The organism is Roseateles paludis (assembly GCF_039872745.1).
Taxonomy (GTDB): Bacteria; Pseudomonadota; Gammaproteobacteria; order Burkholderiales; family Burkholderiaceae_C; genus Pelomonas; species Pelomonas paludis.
Genome location: NZ_JBDPZD010000002.1, coordinates 508642 through 526142, shown reverse-complemented (window position 1 = coordinate 526142; position 17501 = coordinate 508642). Strand labels below are relative to the sequence as shown.

Below are 17501 nucleotides of genomic sequence, written 5' to 3'. Positions count from 1 at the left end.
GATTCTGACATATCGGGTCGCTTGACCCATTTCGCAAGGGCTAAAGGCAAGGGCTACAGGGTGCAAGCATCGGTCATCGAGCTGGGCGGGAGCGAAGCGGGTGCTGCCGGCGCCGATTTCTGGCAGCGGCTGGCCGCTGCGGTGGGCGAATGGCTGCAGCGACAGGGCCTTGCAGCGCGTGATGCCATCGTGCTGCTGCCCTTTGCGCAGCACATCGGGCCCGCGCGGCGCGCCTTTGCCGCGCGGCCGGGCTGGGCGCCCCAGCTCACCACCAGCCGCAGCTTGGCGTCGTCGCTCGGGCCCAGCTTGCTGGCGGCGCCGGGGCAGATCAGCCTCGACGCCGCGATGGACGCCTTCACCGCCGACACCCTGCTTGCCGGCCAAAGCTGGGCCCAGCAACTGCGCCAGCACAGCGACGCCGCTTACCTGGCTGCCCGCACCCAGATGGTCGAGACCGCGCACCTGCTGGCGCGGGGTGCCGCGCAGCGCCCGCCGGTGCAGCGGGCCGCCTGGTTTGAGCAGGTGCGCCAGCGCCTGCAGGCCGTCAGCGGGCCGGGCGAGCTGGAGCGCGCGCTCGGGCTCGTGGCCTTGGCCTGGGTGATGGCCGGCGACCGCCCAGCCCCGACCGACACGCTGTTCACATTGCGCCCCAGCGCCTGGATCGTGCTGGAGGCCGGCGGCCCCGACCCGCTGGCAGAAGCCTTGATGACCGGAGACGTGCCCGCCCTGCGCCTGGTGGCCGACTTCGAACTGGCACCCGGCCTGGCCCCCACTGGCAGCCTGGATCTGGCGCTGTGTGATGACTTCGAGGCTCTCGCCGAGGCCACGGCCACTGCCGTGCTCCAGCACCTCAATGCCGGCCGTGCGCCCGTGGCGCTGCTGGCGCAGGACCGCGTGGTGGTCCGGCGCGTGCGCGCGCTGTTGGGCCGGCAGGGTGTGCCGGTGCTGGACGAAACCGGCTGGACCCTGGCCACCACGCCGGCCGCTGCCGCCCTGATGGCCCTGCTGCGCGCCAACCTCGCCAACCTCGGTCAAGCCGCCATGGACGACTGGCTGGCCTGGCTCAAGTCGCCGCTGACGGTGGGCTGGGAGCCCGAGCCCCTCGCCAGCCTGGAGGCCCTGTGCCGCCGCAAAGGCTGGCGCCAGCCCGAGCGGCTGGACCTGCTTGACCTGCCCGTCTGGCACCGTGCCCGCGACCTGACGGCCCCGCTGCGCGGCGGCCCACGCAAGCTGGGCGCCTGGCTGGCCGACCTGGGCCGCGTGCTGCGTGCGCTGGCGCCGCTGAGCGTCGTCGAAGGCGGCGTGCCGTTGCTGGAGGCGCTTTGGGTGTCGCGCAACCCCTGGGAGGGTAGTGCGCACGAGGCCTTGATCGGCGCCACGCGCCTCAGCCCCGCCGAGTTCCTGGCCTGGGTGGACGCCACGCTGGAAGCCGCGCAGTTCAGCGCCGAGCCCGAGCACCAGGCCGCCGTCGTGATCACGCCCATGGCCCGCGCGCTGCTGCGCCCCTTTGGCGCCGTGGTGCTGCCCGGCGCCGATGCGGCCACGCTGGCCGCGCCCGCGCCGCGCCTGGGTGTGCTGTCGGATGCCGATGCCCAGCAGCTGGGCCTGCCCCATGCGGCGGCCGAGCGCGCCGCCCAGGCCAAGGCCTTTGCCCAGTTGCTGCGCAGCCCTGCGCTCACCCTGCTGCGCTGCCGCTTTGCCGGCGCCGAGCCCTTGCCCGCGAGCCCCCTGCTGGACCAACTGCAAGCCGCCCTGGGCCACCCGCTGCCGGCCTGGCAGGACGAGCGCGCCCTTCAGCCCATCCAACCGCTGCAACGCGCGGCGCCCACCACACGCCGCGCCGCCGCGCCTGCCCGCCTGCCCGCAGCCCTCAGCGCCACCGGCATCGACGCGCTGCGCAACTGCCCCTACCAGTTCTTTGCCGGCCAGGTGCTGGGCCTGCGGCCGGCCGACGAGATCGACACCGAAGCCGACAAGCGCGACTACGGCACCTGGCTGCACGCCGTGCTGCACCGCTTCCATGAGCAGCGGCGTGACACGCCCGGGCAGGACGACGCCGCGCTGCTGCGTGCAGCAGCCGACGCCGAGCTGCAGAGCCTGGATGAAGCCGACTTTCTGCCCTACCGCGCCAGCTTCGAGCGCCTCGTGCCGCGCTATCTCGCCTGGCTGGCCCAGGCCGAATCCGCTGGCCAGCACTACGAGGCCGGCGAGCTGACCCAGCGCCAGCAGCCCTTTGACGGCCAGCTCGCTGGCCTGGTGCTGCAAGGCCGCATCGACCGCCTCGACACCACGCCCCAAGGCCGTTTGCTGCTCGACTACAAAACCGGCCGCGCCAGCGACCTCAGCGCCAAGGTCAAGGCGCCGCTCGAAGACACCCAGCTCGCCGTCTACGCGCTGCTGGCCCCTGACGGCCCCAGCCTGCAGGCCGCCTACCTGGCCCTGGATGAACCCGAGGCCCTGAAGCTGGTGACCCACCCCGACGTGGCCCAAAGCGCCGCCCAGCTGCGCGACGCCCTGCAGCAGGAGCTGAGCGACATCCTGGCCGGCGCCGCCCTGCCAGCCCTCGGAGAAGGCCGCCTGTGTGAGCACTGCGACATGCGCGGCCTCTGCCGCAAGGATGACCAAGCATGAGCGCCGCCGCTTACTTTGCCGACGGTGACCGCGTCCCGCGCGAGCGCTTCTATGCGCTGGCCTGCGACCCCGCGCGCAGCTGCGTCGTTGAGGCCTGCGCTGGCGCGGGCAAGACCTGGATGCTGGTCTCGCGCATCCTGCGGGCGCTGCTGGCTGGCGCGGAGCCGCAGCAGATCGTGGCCATCACCTTCACGCGCAAGGCGGCGGGTGAGATGCGCCAGCGCCTGGCCGAGTGGCTGACCGAGTACGCCGCGGCCGACGCCGCCACGCGCACCCAGGCCTTGCGGGACCGGGGCCTGGGCCCTGACGAAGCCCAGCGCCTGGCACCACGCCTGGCCGCGCTGCAGGCCCAGTTGCTGAGTGGTGGTCGCGGGGTCGAGGTGCGCACCTTTCATGGCTGGTTCTCGCAGCTGCTGCGCGCCGCGCCGCTGAGCCTGCTGGCCGAGCTGGGCATCTCGCCCGAGCTGCAATTGATCGAAGACGAAGAAGAGCTGATGCCGCAGCTCTGGCGGCGCTTCCATGCCCAGGTGCTGGCCGACGCCGAGGGCCTCGCTGACTTTGAAACCCTCAGCATCGAGCGTGGCCGGCACAACCTGCGCGCCTGGCTGCTGGCGGCCTTTGCCAAGCGCGTGGAGCTGGGCCTGGCGGACACGGTGCTAGAGGCCAGCCTGCCCCCGCCCGGCTTCGACCCCGCCACCCACTTTGCCGCGCTGCGCCCGCAGTTGCTGGAGCTGGCTCGCTGGCTGGGCCAGGGCAAGGTCACCGCGCAGAAGGCCGCTGCTGCGCTGGAGCAGGCCACCGACTTCGCCAGCACCTGGGCAGCGCTCTTCACGCAGAAGGACCAGCTGCGCCAGAACCTCGGCAGCAGCCCTCTGCTCGACAACGCCGTGGAGGCGCTGACCGAAATCAAGGCCGCCTTCGATCAACTGGAAGCTAGCCAGCAGCACGCGGCCATGTGCCGCCTGGCGCGCCGCTTGATCGGCGAATACGAAGCCCTCAAGCGCACGCGCGGCCTCGTCGACATGAACGACCTGGAGCGCGGCGCCCTCGCGCTGCTGGCGCGGCCTGAGCTGGCCGGCTGGGTGCAGCAGCGGCTCGACGCCCAGGTGCGCCACCTGCTCATCGACGAGTTCCAGGACACCAGCCCGCTGCAATGGCAGGCCCTGCACGGCTGGCTGTCGGCCTACGCCGGCGCGGGCGGGGGCGCGGCGGTCAGCGTCTTCATCGTGGGCGACCCCAAGCAAAGCATCTACCGCTTCCGCCGTGCCGAGCCGCGCGTGTTTGCCGCCGCGCGGCGCTTCGTCCAGCAAGGGCTGGGCGGCGTGGCCCTGGCCTGCGACCACACACGGCGCAATGCGCCCGAGGTGCTGGCGGCTGTCAACGCCAGCTTGGCTGATGTGCTCGACGACTTCAGGCCCCATACCACCGAGCTGCCGCCAGGCACCGACACGCTCGCCGGCCTGTGGCGGCTCGACGGCCCCGCGCAGGAGCGCAGCGAGCGCGAGCAAGACCCCAGCCGCTGGCGCCCGAGCTTGACCGAGCCGCGCCACGAGCCCGAGTTCCAGCGCCGCGCGGCCGAGTGCCAGCGCGTGGCCGCCTGCATTGCCCAGTTGCTGGCCACGCGGCCGGGGTTGCGCCCGCAGGACATCTTTGTGCTGGCCCGCAAGCGCGAGCCGCTGCGCCAACTGAGCCAGGCGCTCACCAGTGCCGGCATCCCCCACGCCGCACCCGAGGACAACCTGCTGCGCGACGCCCCGGCCGTGCAAGACCTGCTGGCCCTGCTGGACGCGCTGGCCTCGCCAGGGCATGACCTCTCGCTCGCCCAGGCCCTGGCCAGCCCGCTGTTTGGTCTGGATGACGCCGAGCTGCAAGCCGTGGCCGAAGGGGCCGGCAGCGTGACGCTCCTCGGCCAAGACTCCGCGCCCCAGCGCCAGCCCTGGTGGCAGGCGCTGCAGTCTCTGGCCGCGCCCAGCCCCGGCCTTGCACGTGCCCAGCAGCTGCTCGCCGCCTGGCAGGCCGCCGCGTCATCAAGCACGCCGCACGAGCTGCTCGACCGCGTCCTGCACGAGGGCGATCTGCTGCCCCGCCTGCTGGCCAGCGCACCGCCCGCCGAAGCCCCCGGCCGCGTGCGCAGCGTGCAGGCCCTGCTGCGCGCCGCGCTGGACCTGGACGGTGGCCGCTACGCCCAGCTCTATGGCTTTGTGCGGGCGCTCAAGCAGCGGCCCGTCAAGTTTGCCGGCGGGGCGCTGGAGGAGGGCGTGCAGCTCCTGACCATCCACGGCGCCAAGGGCCTGGAGGCCGAGGTCGTGCTATTGCTGGACGCCGATGCCGCCCCCAGCCGCGCCGAGAGCATGGGCCTGCTGCTGGACTGGCCGGTCGAGCAGCCCGCGCCGCGCCAGGCCGCCTTCTTGGCGTCCGAGAGCCGCCCGCCGCCCTCGCTGGCCGCGCTGGTGGCCGCCGAGCAGGCCGCCCGCCAGCGCGAGGAGATGAACGCCCTCTACGTGGCCCTCACCCGCGCGCGGCACTGCCTCATCCTCAGCCGCACGCCACCCAGCCGCGCGCCCAGCGCCGAGGCCCCGCCCAGCTGGTGGGCTCGCCTCGCGCCGCTGGCGCAGGACTGGCCCGCCACCGCGCCGGCCGCGCCCCTCGCCATGGGCGGCAGCCTGAGCTGGCAGCCGCTGCCCGCCTGGCAGGGCCAGGCCGTGCCCCTGCCCGTGGACGCCGCCGAAGACGCCCGCACCGCCCAGGTGGGCGAGGCCTTGCACCGCGTGCTGGAGTGGGCCAGCCAGTCCGGCCAGGCCCAACCGCTGGCGGCCCTGCTGGCCAGCAGCAGCCAGGCCTTTGGGCTCGACGCCGCCGGCCGCCAGCAACTGGAGCGCAGCGCCCGCGCCATCCTGCAAAGCGCCGAGGCCCGGCCCTTCTTCGACCCCGCCGAGCTGCTCTGGGCCGGCAACGAAGTGGCCGTGACTGTGGGTGAGGCGGAAGGCCGCATCGACCGCCTCGTGCAGTGCCGCGCCACGGCCAGCGAACCGGCCACCTGGTGGGTGCTGGACTACAAGCTCGGCCGCACGCCCGAGGCCGTTGAGGCCTACCACGCGCAGCTGAGCGGCTACGTGGCGGCGGTGCAGGCGCTGCAGCCGGGCGAGCTCGTGCGTGCGGCACTCATCAGTGGCGAGGGACGGGTGATCGCCCTCGCATAGAATGCGCGGCTTCGGGGCGTAGCGCAGCCTGGTAGCGCATCTGCTTTGGGAGCAGAGGGTCGCGAGTTCGAATCCCGCCGCCCCGACCATTCTTCAAACGGCCTGCCGGTTCATCCCGGTGGGCCGTTTTCTTTTTCAGGGCTGCTGGACATAGCTCGGGTCCAGGTCGTCGCAGCGGGCAGCACCCACCAGGGCCAGGTCGCGGTGCACCTCGTCGGCCAGCAGCCGGATCGCCTGCGCCACGCCGGCCTGGCCGCCCAGCGCGGCCGCGTAGTTGAAGGGCCGGCCCAGCAACACCGCATCGGCTCCCAGGGCCAGGGCCTTGATCACGTCGGTGCCCCGGCGCACGCCGCTGTCCAGCAGCAAGGGCATGTCCGGCACGGCCTTGCGGATGGCGGGCAGGGCCAGGATGGGCGGTAGCGCGCCATCGAGCTGCCGGCCGCCGTGGTTGGAGACCACGAGGGCATCCACGCCGTGCTCCTGCGCCAGCCTCGCGTCCTGCGGGCTGAGGATGCCTTTCAGGATCAACTGGCCCGGCCATCGCTCGCGGATGGCGGCGAGGTGCGTCCAGTTCAGGTGCTCACGGTTGGCAAAGTCGCGCTCCACGTGGCGCGAGAACGCCGGCGCATTGCGCTCGGCCAGCAGGTTCTCGAAGTGCGGCATGCCCCGCCGCAGCAGCGTTTGCAGCAGCGTGCCGACGAGCCATCCCGGCCGGCGCAGGCCATCCAACGCAAGGTCGAGGCTGGGCTTGAGCGGGATGCTGAAGCCGGCGCGCGTCAGGTTCTCGCGGTTGGCCGGCACGGGCAGGTCCACGGTGATGACGAGGTGCCTAAAGCCCGCACGCGCCACCCGGTCCAGCAGCGCGTTGATGCGCTCGGGCTGGCCCGGCAGATAGGCCTGGAACCAACTGCTGGGGGCGGCGGCGAACACCTCTTCCATCGGCACCAGAGACGAGCCGCTGAGGATGAACGGCACACCCGCCGCCTGCGCGGCACGCGCCATGGCCAGATCGGCCTCGAACCCCGACAGCGCCGCCAGCCCCATGGGCGCGATGCCAAAAGGCTGCGCAAAACGCTGGCCCAGCAGCGTGATGGCGGCCGAGCGCTGCGACACATCGCGCAGCAGGCGCGGCACCAGATGCAGCCGCTCAAACGCCGCACGGTTGGCGCGCAGCGAGACGCCATCCTCCACCCCACCGCTCACATACGCCCAGATTGGCCGGGGGAGCTTGGCCTCGGCATGTGCGTCGAGGTCGAGCAGGTTGAGGACGGTGTCGGGCAAGGCAGCCATGGCCGCGAGATTCTGCGGCAGACCGCGCCTGCCCCACCGGATAATCCCGCGCCTGCACTGCCCGTAGCTCAACTGGATAGAGCAGCTGCCTTCTAAGCAGCAGGTCGGGGGTTCGAGTCCCTCCGGGCAGGCCAAACTAGAAAATCAGAGCAACGCAAGACGTCTCAGGCGTCCAGGCAGATCAACACCGTTGCTACTTCACCCGAATGAGTGCTGCCCGATTGCGCGCTTCAATGCGCCAAGCGGCGTGCTGTGATTGATTGCTGATCATCCATACAGCAGATGCCTGTCGCGATGTAGCACCCCGTGAACAAGGGGACGGTTTCGCACCATTTTTTGGCCCAATCCAAAGGCGGATTGGTACCTTTGTATATACAGTAGGCGAACTCGAACGGAGTAGCGGCTTCCGAGGTAGAAGTCCCAAGCGAGAAGGGGTGAAGCGCTTCTGTATATACAATTTGTACATGCTCATCATCTCGCCAAACATTCGCGCCAAGATCGGTGACCCATCGCACGGGTCGGTCACCGAGCGGGAAGTGCAAGAGTGCTTTCTTAATCGATGTGGCAGGGTCGCCGAAGATGACCGAGAGCAGCATCGAACTGACCCACCGACGCGATGGTTTGTGTCTGAGACGCACCTCGGGAAGCTGCTCAAGATTGTGTACGTGGAAGACGATGAGAACGTTTATCTGAAGTCCGCTTATCCAGCTTCAAAGACCATACAAGACCTTTTCGAATCACTTGCACACTAGGAGTCAACGTATGCCCATTAACCAAGATCTGCTCGCTCGAATTGAAGCGTCGGCGGATGACTGGGGGCCCACTGGCGCACTTGGCAACGATCCAGCCCACGTCCGCAAAGCCGAGGAGTCGACCAAAGTCGACGATCTCCTCGAATTGCATCCGATCTCCATTCGCTTCACCAAGGAGTTGGTGCGCGATTTGAAGGCGATCGCGCAACTGAACGGCATGGGGTATCAACCGCTGATCCGCGAGATTTGCAAGCGCTTTGTTGACGCTGAAAAGCGCGCAATCCTGAGGGATCAGGCTGTGCGGCGTCAGAAAGAGCTGGAGATCGAGCGAGATCTCGCGCGCCAAGCAGAAGAAGCGGCTGCTGCAGCCGAGGAAATGGCTGGATCGCTTGCCGGTCAGGACGAAGGCCGCCTCGCTGCCTGAATTGCGTAAGGACGAAGAGGCCCGCCGCGTGCGGGCCTTTTTTTGCCATCGCCCGACATCTGCAGGGGTACGGCTGCCTTACTGGGGGAACAAGCGGGGGAACGAAGGCGGCTGCCCTGGAACCGTCGCTAGCAGTCGCGGGCTACGGCGGGTAGTGTTCACCCCGGGGCCAAACCCTGGCTACAGCGCCTTGCCGTCGAACTGATGCACGGGCACGCTGGCGAGGTCCAGGTCCTCAATGCACCGCAGGTTGATGGCGGCCACGGGCTCGCCCTTAGGGCTGAGGGCTTCGCCAAACGGGTGGATGCCGCAGCGCGCGCAAAAGCGGTGGCGGATGCGGTGGCTGTTGAAGCTGTAGGTGCTCAAGGATGACTCGGGCGTGAGCAGGCTCAGCTGCTGGCGCGGCACGAACCACAGCAGCGAGCCCTTGCGCGAGCAGATGGAGCAGTTGCAGGCGAGGCCGCTGTCGATGTCGCCATCGACAGCGAACCGCACCTGGCCGCAGTGGCAACTGCCAAGGTGGCGGGGCATGCGGTGTCTCCCTCGCTCAGGCGGTGGCCTGCAGGCGAGCGGTGTAGCGCTCGCGCAGGGCTTGCCAGGTGGGCCAGAAGGCGGGCGAGCTGCCGCCACTGACACGGTCGCGCAGTAGGTCGAGGTGGGCATGCCAGCCCGGGCCCACCATCAGCACGCGGGCCGGGTCTGCCAGGCGTTCGTGGGTGAGCGAGAGCAGTACGTGCTCGCCCTGGGGCTTCAACTCAAAGCGCACGGCGCCGGTGTTGGACCAGGTGAAGGCCAGGCGGTGCGGGGGTGCGAACTCCAGCACCGTGCACTGCATGCGGAACTCTTCGCTGAAGCCGGGAGGGCGCTCGCCGGGCGGGTTGGTCAGCTCGTCATTGCGCCAGATGAGTTCGAACTCCTGATCGAGACCCGCAGGCGAGTCACCCCCGCCCAGCCATTGGCGGCGCAGGTCGGGCTCGACGAGGTAGCGCCAGACGCGCTCGACGGGGCCGGGCAGCACGCGCTGCATGTGCAGGGTGAGGTCGGCGTCAACGTGGCCGAGATCGGTTTCAAAGTGGCGGGTGTTCATTGGGTCTTGCCTTTGCGTTTGGTGGCGGTCGTGGTGGTGTGAGGGGTGCTTGTGTCGTTCATCAGCAGGGCTTCGAGCACATCCAGGCGCTGCGCCCAGAAGCGCTGGTAGCTGGACAGCCAGGCATGCGCGTCGGCCAGCGGGGCGGGGCGCAGACGGCACAGGTGGTTGCGGCCGCGCACTTCGCGCTGGACGAGGCCGGCGCTCTCCAGCGCTTTGATGTGCTTGGACGCGGCGGCGAGCGACATGTCGAAGGGCTCGGCCAACTGGCTGACGGTCTGTTCGCTCTGCTCGGCCAGGCGGGCCAGCATCTGCCGGCGGGTGGCGTCGCCCAGGGCGTGGAAGACGGCGTCGAGCTGCGGGGGGGTGATATGTTCAACCATAAGGTTGAATGTAGGGTGTCACGAGGCGACTGTCAACCAATTGGTTGAATAAATTCTGTCGGGTCAGCCGAGTCGGTGCAGCAGGGCTTGTGCGTCGGCGTCGAGCGGCGTGCCGGCGGCTTGCAACTCACGCAGCAACAAGCCGCGGATGGCTGCGGCGCGGGGTTCAACCGGCCCAAGGAAGCGGGCCTGGCCGCTGCTGGCGATCAGCAGCGTGGGGAAGGTTTCGACGTCGTAGTCGCCCAGGGCGTCAGCTTCGTCCTCGATGTCAACCCAGCGCATTTGCACGCGGCCTTGCAGCTCAGGGTCGGCCAGCACGCTGGCGAGCAGCGGGCGGGCTTCGTCGCAGGTGCGGCACCAGGCGGCGCAGAGGCAGAAGAGGTCGAGCGAGGCGGGCACGTGGGCAAACAAGGGGGGAGCGGATGCGCGATTATTTCCCGTGGCCTGCCTACGATCCGGGCTCATTGCAACGAGGAGTGCCGCATGCCTGAGTACCTCGCCCCTGGCGTGTTCATCGAGGAGGTGTCGTTCCGCGCCAAGTCCATCGAGGGCGTCGAGACCTCGACGGCGGGCTTTGTGGGGGCTTGCGCCTATGGGCCAGTGACGGGTGACGCGCCGCTGGTGACGAGCTTGCTGGAGTTTGAGCGCCTCTTCGGCCCAGCTCTGCCTTTGCAGCACGCGGCGGCGCCCGGTGATGTGCCCGGTGGTGCGGGGCCGAGCAGCACGCCCGGCCTGTGGCCGGCGGTGCGGGCCTTCTTTGCGGAAGGCGGTTTGCGCCTCCATGTGGCGCGGGTGTTTGTGCCGGGTGCACAGGGCGATGGGCGTGCGCGCCTCAGCGTCAACGCGGCCGGCTCAGTCGTGCATTGGGCGGCGCGCTACCCCGGCCGGCTGGGCAACGGCCGCCTGCAGTGGCGTCTGAGCCTGGGGGCCGAGCTGCTGGTGGGCGCGGCGCCGCAAGGACTGCGGCCCGGCGATGTGGTGCTGGTGCAGGGGCCTGGGTGGCCGGTGGGAGGGGGTCTGCTGGGCGGGTGTGCGCGCTTGCAGCAGGACGCTGCTGGCACCTGGCGGCTGCAGGGTGTGGCCACGCCGCCCGAGGGCCTGCCGCTGAGCGCGGCGACGAGCTTGCGGCCGTTGCGCCTGGACCTTGGCTTGCAAAGCGCGGCTGGGCCGGCCTTGGGGCAGCTGTCGGCGCTGAGCCTGGGCGAGTTGGCGGCACGCACAGCGCCCGAGTCCGGCGACGCGCCGGTGTGTCTGTTGCAAGCGCGGGGCCTTGACACCAGTGACGGCCTCGCTTGGCTGCGCTGGCTGCTGGCCCAAGGCCTGCCGGCCAACCCCACACTGTCTGAGCTGGTGGCCGGCTTGCGGCTGGAGATGACGCTCAGCGGTGGGCATGACGGCCAGCGCCCCGGCCCGGCAGACCATGCCGGCAGCGCCGAGCCCCGCAGCGGCCTGCATCGCTTGGCGGGCACGCCGCAGCTCGACGCCATCAGCCAGGTTGCGGCGCCCGTGGCCTTGCTGTGCTCGCCGCGTGCGGCCGACGAGGCGCTGCCGCTGGCCCAGGCCTTGGTGGCGCATGCCGAGGCGCAGCGCTACCGGCTCGCGCTGATCGACCCGCCACCGCGTGCCGACGTGGCGGCGCTGCGCGCCTTCCGCGCCGGGCTCAACAGCTCGCGCGCGGCGCTGTACGCACCGTGGGTGGATGTGCCCGCCGTGGCGGCCAACGAGCCGGCGCTGCGCCTGCCGCCATCGGCCTTGATGGCGGGCATCTGTGCGCGCACCGACGTCCAGCGCGGCGTGCACAAGGCGCCGGCCAATGAGTTGCTGCAGAGCGCGCTGGCCTTGGAGTTCAACTTCGCGACGGGCCAACAGGAGCTGCTCAACCCCGAGGGCATCAATCTGCTGCGGCGCTTTGAGGGGCGCGGCCTGCGCGTCTGGGGCGCGCGAACCTTGAGCAATGACCCCGAGTGGCGCTATGTGTCGGTGCGGCGCTTGTTCAACTATCTGGAGCGTTCGATCGACCTGGGCACACAGTGGGCGGTGTTCGAGCCCAATGGCGAGCCGCTCTGGGCCCAGGTGCGCCAGGCGGTCGAGGACTTTCTGTTCAACCAGTGGCGCAACGGCGCGCTGCTGGGCAGCAAGCCCGAGGAGGCCTACTTCGTCCGCTGTGACCGCACGACCATGACGCAGGCCGACCTGGATGCTGGGCGCCTGATCGCGCTGGTGGGGGTGGCGGTGGTGAAGCCGGCCGAGTTCGTGATCTTCCGGGTGGGCCAGTTCACGACGCAGGCCGTATCCTGAGCCTTGTTCCAACCCCACCGGTCTTCGTCATGCGCGCCATGTTCAGCCTGCTCGGCCTTTTGATCGTTGCGGCCATCGTCCTGATGCTGGTCAAGCAGCAACTGGGTGTCCACAAGGCGCCCGCGGCCTCGGCGCCGGCCACGGCGGCCAGTGGTGCGCCTTCGGGCGGCCCCATCCGCCCTAAGGACGTGGGCCAGCAAGTGCAGGGCGCGTTGGACGACGCCGCGCGGCGCACGGCCGAGGCGGCTGCGTCAGCCGCCGGCAACTGACTCGCTGACGACGGCACGCGCCAGCTCGCGCACGCTCCAGGGCGCCGAGCCTTCAGCCTTGTTGCTGATGGTCACGTAGCAGGGCTGGCCTGCTTCGGCCGTCGCGCGGATGACGCGGGCCAGGGTCTGGCGTGTTTCCAGGTCGGGGTCTTGCATGCGCTCGAACTCGCCGTACTCGGCCACGGCATCCTCGTAGCCGAAGGCGCCATGCTTGCGGTGCAGGTTCCAGCGGCAGACCAATGGGCCGGGCCACAGCGCCCTGAGCAGAGGCAGTTGTTCGTCAATCGGCGGCAGTTTGGGGTGCAGGCCCAGGCAGTAGCGCGCACCGCGTGTCTTGAGCACGGCTGCGAACTCGGGGCAGAGCCACTGCGGGTCTCGCACCTCGATGGCCACCACACCCTGAGGCAGTGGGGGCAGGGCGGCCAGCATGGTGTCCAGGCGCTGCAGCAGCTCGGGCATGCGGCGGCGCAGTTGGGGCGGCAGGGGGCTGAGCTGAAAGACCAGCGCCCCGAGCTTGGCCCCAAGCCCTTCGATGGCGGGCTCGACGAATTCGCGGCGCGCCAGCTCGCCGTCCAGGAAGCCAGGATTCAGGGATTCGCCCTGGCCACGTTCCCCGCGCACGAGCGCGTCAGTCACGAAGCTCGGTCCTTTGACGGTGAAGCGAAAGCTCTCGGGCACTTGCTGGGCCAGGCGTTCGAACTCGCTGGCCGCCAGCGGGCGGTAGAAGCCCCGGTCGATGCTGACAGCGCCCAGCAGCGGGTGCTGGCCGTAGGCGCTGAGGCCCTGCTTGGCCAACTGGGTCTCGCTGTAGCGCTCGGCCCAGACGGTGCCGGTCCAGCCGGGGTAGCTCCAGCTGGAGCAGCCAAGGTGGACCAAGGGCGGGAGCTGAGACGCCAGTGACAGCTCGTCGGCGTCGGGCGGCGCGGGCTGAACGCTGCGCGAACGCGTCGCCGGCTTCACTGGCTGAGTGGTGGGCTTGGGCGGATCGGCGGCATCGCCAAACAGATCGTCCTGCATGGGGCAAGCCTACACTGGCGGCCATGGCCGACGCCCCGTTCTCCCCCGCTGACGAGTACGCGATGCGGCTGGCCCTCGACCAGGCTCAGAACGCCTGGTTGGTCGGTGAAGTGCCGGTCGGCGCCGTCATCATGCGGGCCGGCCAGGTGATCGCCACCGGCTACAACCGCCCCATCACCACGCACGACCCGACGGCCCACGCCGAGATCGTGGCACTGCGCCACGCGGCCACCTTGCTGGAAAACTACCGGCTGCCCGAGTGCGAGCTCTTCGTGACCCTGGAGCCCTGCGCCATGTGCGCGATGGCGCTGATGCACGCACGCTTCAAGCGCGTGGTGTTTGCGGCGCGCGACCCGAAGACGGGCGTGGCCGGGTCCGTGGTCGATCTCTTCGGCATTCCCCAACTCAACCACCACACCACCGTGCAGGCCGGTCTGCTCGAAGAGGGCAGCGCCGCCTTGCTGCGCCAGTTCTTCGCCGAACGCCGCGAGGCCGCGCGCGCACGCCGTCTGGCCCAAGCCGCTGCAGCCGGGGGCGGCGACCCTGACCCCATCCCGACCGGTGAAGTGACCGAACTCCCTTGAAGCCATTGATGAGCACCTTGACCCTTTTCTCGCCCGCTGGCGCCCTGCCGGCGGCCACGCCCCTGCGCCGTGCCGCCAAGCGCCTGGCCTCCTGGGGCTTTGAGGTGTCCATCGACGCCGATGCCCTGAGCCGCGATCAACGCTTTGCCGGCGCCGATGCCACGCGCCTGGCCGCTTTCCATCGCATTGCCAAGGCGGCGCCTGATGTCGCCCTGGCCACGCGCGGCGGCTATGGCTGCACGCGCCTGCTCGACCAACTCGACTGGAAGGCCATTGCCCACAGCGTCGAGCACGGCACACGCTGGGTCGGCTACAGCGACTTCACGGCCTTCCAGAACGCCTTGATCGCCCATGCCAAGGGCTTGGCCACCTGGGCCGGCCCGCTGGCCTGCAGCGACTTTGGCCGCAGCGAGGCCGAAGGCGGCGTGGACGACATCACCCAGGATTGCTTCCTGGAGGCCATGTCGGGCGCGCTGGAGGCTGTGGGCTTCCGCGAGTCTGGTGCGCCGCGTGGTACTCAGCCTTTTGATGGCCTGGAGGCGCGCGGCCTGCTGTGGGGCGGCAATCTCACGGTGCTGTGCGCACTGCTGAGCACGCCGCATTTCCCCAAGGTCAAGGGCGGCGTGCTCTTCCTGGAGGACGTGGGCGAGCATCCCTACCGTGTCGAGCGCATGCTGCTGCAACTGCAGCAAGCTGGCGTGATCGACGCGCAGGCGGCGGTATTGCTTGGCGACTTCAGCGGCTGGACGCGCCAGAGCACCGACCGGGGCTACGGCCTCAAGGACGCCGTGGCGTCCCTGCGCGCCCGCACCCGCACACCGGTGCTGACCGGGCTGCCGATGGGGCACTGCGCCACCAAGGTCTGCCTGCCCGTGGGCGCCAAGGTGGACCTGTTCGTGCAAGGGCGCGAGGTGATCCTGGGTTGGCAGTCAGACCATCGGCTGGCGCACCGTCATGCGCACTCGGAAGCCGCCCACGCCCACTGATCGCGCCAGGTGGCAGCGCCTGCTTGTGCCGAGAGGCCGACGGCCGCCGAACGGTTACACATCAACCCAATTGGTTACATCGCGGGCTCGGCGGAACTTGGCCCCTACAAAGGATTTTGGGCGGGCAGACACGCTGGCGTGGATGCCGCGCCGTCAGCCCTTAGCGATCGGATCTGGATAGCGCTGCCCAGGCACACGGATCCGGACGGCGCAAAGCTGCTGCAAGCTGGGTGGCCCGCAGGTCCACTCTCCTGGGGCACACTTGCCAAATACGCCCGGGATGTACCTGCGTTTTTCTGGGGTAAGCCCCAACGGGTCCACCCGAATGCCAGGACTAAACTGCCGGCCCGGCTTCGGTTAGGGCGTGTTTTCTTGTAGTTTTGCTACATCCGTCGACCGGTCGCTAAGCGCTCTGCCCAGCGATGGATGGACGTACGAGACCGACTGCAGCGTGTGGAATGTGGTGGCTGAACCCAGGTTCTGTTGCTACAGGCCGGCGAAGCAAGCGGTACACGCGTCAGTGAGTGCCTTCTGCTGTTTAGAACGGTGTTTGGTTTTGCCTCGTAGTTGGAAGAAGGAGCGCGCATGAATTTTGCGCAGGAGAAGCAGGGCGCATCCCGCTTTACGGGCTTGGGCGTGGTCATCCTGATCCACGTCTTGATCGTCTGGGCCTTGGCCAGCGGCCTTGCGCGCAAGGTGGTCGAAAAGGTGGCCGGTCCTCTCGACGTCAAGGTCATCGAAGAGCAGGTGAAGCCGCCGCCGCCACCCGAGAAGGTGGTCCCGCCGCCGCCGGACCTCAAGGCGCCGCCGCCGCCGTTCGTGCCGCCGCCCGAGTTCCTGGTAACCGCTCCGGCCCCGCCGGCGCCGGCGATCCAGTCCACGCAAGTGGCGCCGCCCGCAGCGGCCGTGGTCGCGCCTCAGGCGCCGGTTGCCGCAGCCCCCGCGCCCGCACCGAGGCCCGCCGTGATCACGGCAGCCATGGTGTGCACCAAGATGTCCAAGCCAGAAGTTCCGAGTGTGAACTTCTCAGGCGAAGCGGCCTTCAAGGTCGTGGCCACGGTGAAGGCTGGCAAGGTGTCTGGATTCACGTTCACCAATCTGCGTGCAGGTGTGGACCGCAAGGTTCAGCGTGCATTCCAGTCTGAAATCGAAACAGCGCTCCAGGCCTATGTGTGTCCGGGCGACCATGTTTTCGAGCAGGAGTTCGTGTTCCGGATCGATTGATCCAACCCTCCCTTTTCGTCCTGGCTTCGGCCCTCGCGGCTTGCAGCCAACCCTCCCCGAATCTGAATCGCTTTCACCGCAGGAGTTAACTCCATGATCTCTCGTCTCTCCGGCTTCTTCGCCGCTCTCGCCATGGCTGCCTCGCTGGCCATGTCCCCTGCCTACGCTCAAGACCAAAAGCCGGCTGAAACCGCTCCTGCCGCCGCCCCGGCTGCCTCGTCCACCAAGGACATCGAGAACCCCTACAGCCTGGGCAACATCGTTGCGCACGGCAACGTGGTGGACCAGATGGTGCTGGCTGTTCTGGCCATCATGTCCGTCGGTTCCTGGTACATCATGATCGTCCGCGTGTGGGACACCCACAAGCTGGGCAATGAAGCCAAGGAGGTCCGCACCGCCTTCTTCAAGAAGGCCAGCCTGTCCGACGGCCTGCGTGGCCTGAAGGAAGAGAGCGCCTTCCGCTACATCGCTGCCACCGCCATCGAGGCCTCTGAGCACCATGAAGGCGCGCTGACCGAGAACATCGACCACAGCAGCTGGGTGACCATGAACGTCGAGCGCGCTGTCGCCGAAGTGAACGGCAAGCTGGGTGCAGGTCTTGGCTTCCTGGCCACCGTCGGTTCCACCAGCCCCTTCATCGGCCTGATGGGTACCGTTTGGGGCATTCTGCAAGCCCTGACCGCCATCGGCGTTGCGGGTCAAGCATCGATTGACAAGGTGGCCGGCCCCGTCGGCGCCGCGCTGATCATGACCTTCATCGGTCTGGCCGTCGCTGTGCCTGCCGTGCTGGGCTACAACTGGCTGCTCAACCGCAACAAGGCTGTGATGGGCCAAGTGCGTGCCTTCGCCGCTGACCTCCACGGCGTGCTGATGGGCAACCGCTCGGTCAAGCGCTAAGCCCTCGCAGCTCAAGCAGGAGCCACAAACATGGCCATGAACGTCGGATCCTCTTCCGGCGAAGAAGAAGTGGTCTCGACCATCAACACCACGCCCCTCGTGGACGTGATGTTGGTGCTCTTGATCATCTTCCTCATCACCGTGCCGGTGGTGACCCAGTCGATCGCGTTGAATCTCCCCAAGGAGACCAATCAGGTCCGTGTCACCAAGCCGGAAAACGTCGAAATCTCGGTCAGCAAGGACGGCGACGTCTACTGGGGCACCAAGATCGTTCCTGACATGGAAGACCTCGTGCAACGGCTGGGCAAGGAAGCGGTCAAGAACCCGCAGCCTGAGGTCCATGTCCGTGGCGACGACAAATCCCGTTACGAGTCGGTTGGGCGTGTCATCTTCGCCGCGCAGCGCGCAGGCATCATGAGCATCAAGTTCGTCACCGAGCCGCCGGCTCGCGGGGGCTGA

The 17501-nt window shown here is 69.0% G+C and carries 17 protein-coding genes and 2 tRNA genes; 12 read left to right on the top strand and 7 right to left on the bottom strand.

Going from position 1 to position 17501, the window contains the following annotated elements:
- Nucleotides 1-60 precede the first annotated feature (60 nt).
- From ABDJ85_RS08360 to ABDJ85_RS08350, 3 genes are all read left to right on the top strand, one after another.
- Nucleotides 61-2631 (top strand): PD-(D/E)XK nuclease family protein, encoded by a 2571-nt coding sequence (locus ABDJ85_RS08360; protein ID WP_347704297.1) that lies wholly within the window; start codon nucleotides 61-63, stop codon nucleotides 2629-2631.
- Nucleotides 2628-5831, top strand: coding sequence for a UvrD-helicase domain-containing protein (locus tag ABDJ85_RS08355; RefSeq protein ID WP_347704296.1), 3204 nt, complete (start codon nucleotides 2628-2630; stop codon nucleotides 5829-5831). The genes ABDJ85_RS08360 and ABDJ85_RS08355 overlap by 4 nt, the downstream gene beginning before the upstream one ends.
- 12 nt (nucleotides 5832-5843) lie before the next feature.
- A tRNA-Pro gene (locus tag ABDJ85_RS08350) sits at nucleotides 5844-5920 on the top strand.
- A gap of 46 nt (nucleotides 5921-5966) precedes the next feature.
- Here the strand turns inward: ABDJ85_RS08350 and ABDJ85_RS08345 are convergent.
- A complete protein-coding gene (locus ABDJ85_RS08345) occupies nucleotides 5967-7121 on the bottom strand; it encodes an alpha-hydroxy acid oxidase (RefSeq protein WP_347704295.1) in 1155 nt (384 codons plus the stop codon).
- A 57-nt stretch (nucleotides 7122-7178) separates the two neighbouring features.
- Between ABDJ85_RS08345 and ABDJ85_RS08340 the strand changes: the two genes are divergently transcribed.
- A tRNA-Arg gene (locus ABDJ85_RS08340) sits at nucleotides 7179-7255 on the top strand.
- 96 nt (nucleotides 7256-7351) lie between these two features.
- Here the strand turns inward: ABDJ85_RS08340 and ABDJ85_RS08335 are convergent.
- Nucleotides 7352-7717: a hypothetical protein gene (locus tag ABDJ85_RS08335; protein WP_347704294.1), complete on the bottom strand. Its 366-nt coding sequence runs from the start codon at nucleotides 7715-7717 to the stop codon at nucleotides 7352-7354.
- A 166-nt stretch (nucleotides 7718-7883) separates the two neighbouring features.
- On the opposite strand from ABDJ85_RS08335, the gene ABDJ85_RS08330 reads away from it, so the two are divergent.
- Nucleotides 7884-8297 carry a hypothetical protein gene (locus tag ABDJ85_RS08330; RefSeq protein WP_347704293.1) on the top strand — a complete coding sequence of 138 codons (414 nt, stop codon included), beginning with the start codon at nucleotides 7884-7886 and terminating at the stop codon, nucleotides 8295-8297.
- A gap of 180 nt (nucleotides 8298-8477) precedes the next feature.
- Here the strand turns inward: ABDJ85_RS08330 and ABDJ85_RS08325 are convergent, their stop codons facing one another.
- The 4 genes from ABDJ85_RS08325 to ABDJ85_RS08310 all read right to left on the bottom strand — a co-directional run bounded on the left by ABDJ85_RS08325 (nucleotide 8478) and on the right by ABDJ85_RS08310 (nucleotide 10178).
- On the bottom strand, nucleotides 8478-8828 hold the full coding sequence (locus ABDJ85_RS08325) for a GFA family protein (RefSeq protein WP_347704292.1): 351 nt from the start codon (nucleotides 8826-8828) through the stop codon (nucleotides 8478-8480).
- 16 nt (nucleotides 8829-8844) lie between these two features.
- Entirely contained in the window at nucleotides 8845-9384 is a 540-nt protein-coding gene (locus ABDJ85_RS08320; RefSeq protein ID WP_347704291.1) for an SRPBCC family protein, read from the bottom strand.
- Nucleotides 9381-9767, bottom strand: a complete 387-nt coding sequence (locus ABDJ85_RS08315) for an ArsR/SmtB family transcription factor (protein ID WP_347704290.1) — start codon at nucleotides 9765-9767, stop codon at nucleotides 9381-9383. The genes ABDJ85_RS08320 and ABDJ85_RS08315 overlap by 4 nt, the downstream gene beginning before the upstream one ends.
- A 63-nt stretch (nucleotides 9768-9830) precedes the next feature.
- Nucleotides 9831-10178, bottom strand: coding sequence for a thioredoxin domain-containing protein (locus ABDJ85_RS08310; protein WP_347704289.1), 348 nt, complete (start codon nucleotides 10176-10178; stop codon nucleotides 9831-9833).
- Nucleotides 10179-10250: 72 nt separating this feature from the next.
- On the opposite strand from ABDJ85_RS08310, the gene ABDJ85_RS08305 reads away from it, so the two are divergent.
- Together ABDJ85_RS08305 and ABDJ85_RS08300 are read left to right on the top strand one after the other, a co-directional pair.
- Complete coding sequence (locus ABDJ85_RS08305) at nucleotides 10251-12065, top strand: phage tail sheath family protein (RefSeq protein ID WP_347704288.1); 1815 nt, start codon at nucleotides 10251-10253, stop codon at nucleotides 12063-12065.
- A gap of 29 nt (nucleotides 12066-12094) precedes the next feature.
- Nucleotides 12095-12334 carry a hypothetical protein gene (locus tag ABDJ85_RS08300; protein ID WP_347704287.1) on the top strand — a complete coding sequence of 80 codons (240 nt, stop codon included), beginning with the start codon at nucleotides 12095-12097 and terminating at the stop codon, nucleotides 12332-12334.
- On the opposite strand, the gene ABDJ85_RS08295 is transcribed toward ABDJ85_RS08300, so the two are convergent.
- On the bottom strand, nucleotides 12317-13351 hold the full coding sequence (locus ABDJ85_RS08295; protein WP_347704286.1) for a DUF72 domain-containing protein: 1035 nt from the start codon (nucleotides 13349-13351) through the stop codon (nucleotides 12317-12319). The two genes, ABDJ85_RS08300 and ABDJ85_RS08295, sit on opposite strands and share 18 nt — an antisense overlap.
- Before the next feature lie 23 nt (nucleotides 13352-13374).
- Between ABDJ85_RS08295 and tadA the strand changes: the two genes are divergently transcribed.
- The 5 genes from tadA to ABDJ85_RS08270 all read left to right on the top strand — a co-directional run bounded on the left by tadA (nucleotide 13375) and on the right by ABDJ85_RS08270 (nucleotide 17501).
- Nucleotides 13375-13935 (top strand): tRNA adenosine(34) deaminase TadA, encoded by a 561-nt coding sequence (gene tadA / locus ABDJ85_RS08290; RefSeq protein ID WP_347704285.1) that lies wholly within the window; start codon nucleotides 13375-13377, stop codon nucleotides 13933-13935.
- Nucleotides 13936-13943: 8 nt separating this feature from the next.
- On the top strand, nucleotides 13944-14921 hold the full coding sequence (locus ABDJ85_RS08285; RefSeq protein WP_347704284.1) for an LD-carboxypeptidase: 978 nt from the start codon (nucleotides 13944-13946) through the stop codon (nucleotides 14919-14921).
- Between the two features lie 585 nt (nucleotides 14922-15506).
- A complete protein-coding gene (locus ABDJ85_RS08280) occupies nucleotides 15507-16145 on the top strand; it encodes a hypothetical protein (RefSeq protein ID WP_347704283.1) in 639 nt (212 codons plus the stop codon).
- Nucleotides 16146-16238: 93 nt separating this feature from the next.
- The gene (locus tag ABDJ85_RS08275; protein WP_347704282.1) at nucleotides 16239-17042 is read left to right on the top strand and encodes a MotA/TolQ/ExbB proton channel family protein; all 804 of its coding nucleotides are present in this window, start codon (nucleotides 16239-16241) and stop codon (nucleotides 17040-17042) included.
- A gap of 30 nt (nucleotides 17043-17072) precedes the next feature.
- Nucleotides 17073-17501: an ExbD/TolR family protein gene (locus ABDJ85_RS08270; protein WP_347704281.1), complete on the top strand. Its 429-nt coding sequence runs from the start codon at nucleotides 17073-17075 to the stop codon at nucleotides 17499-17501.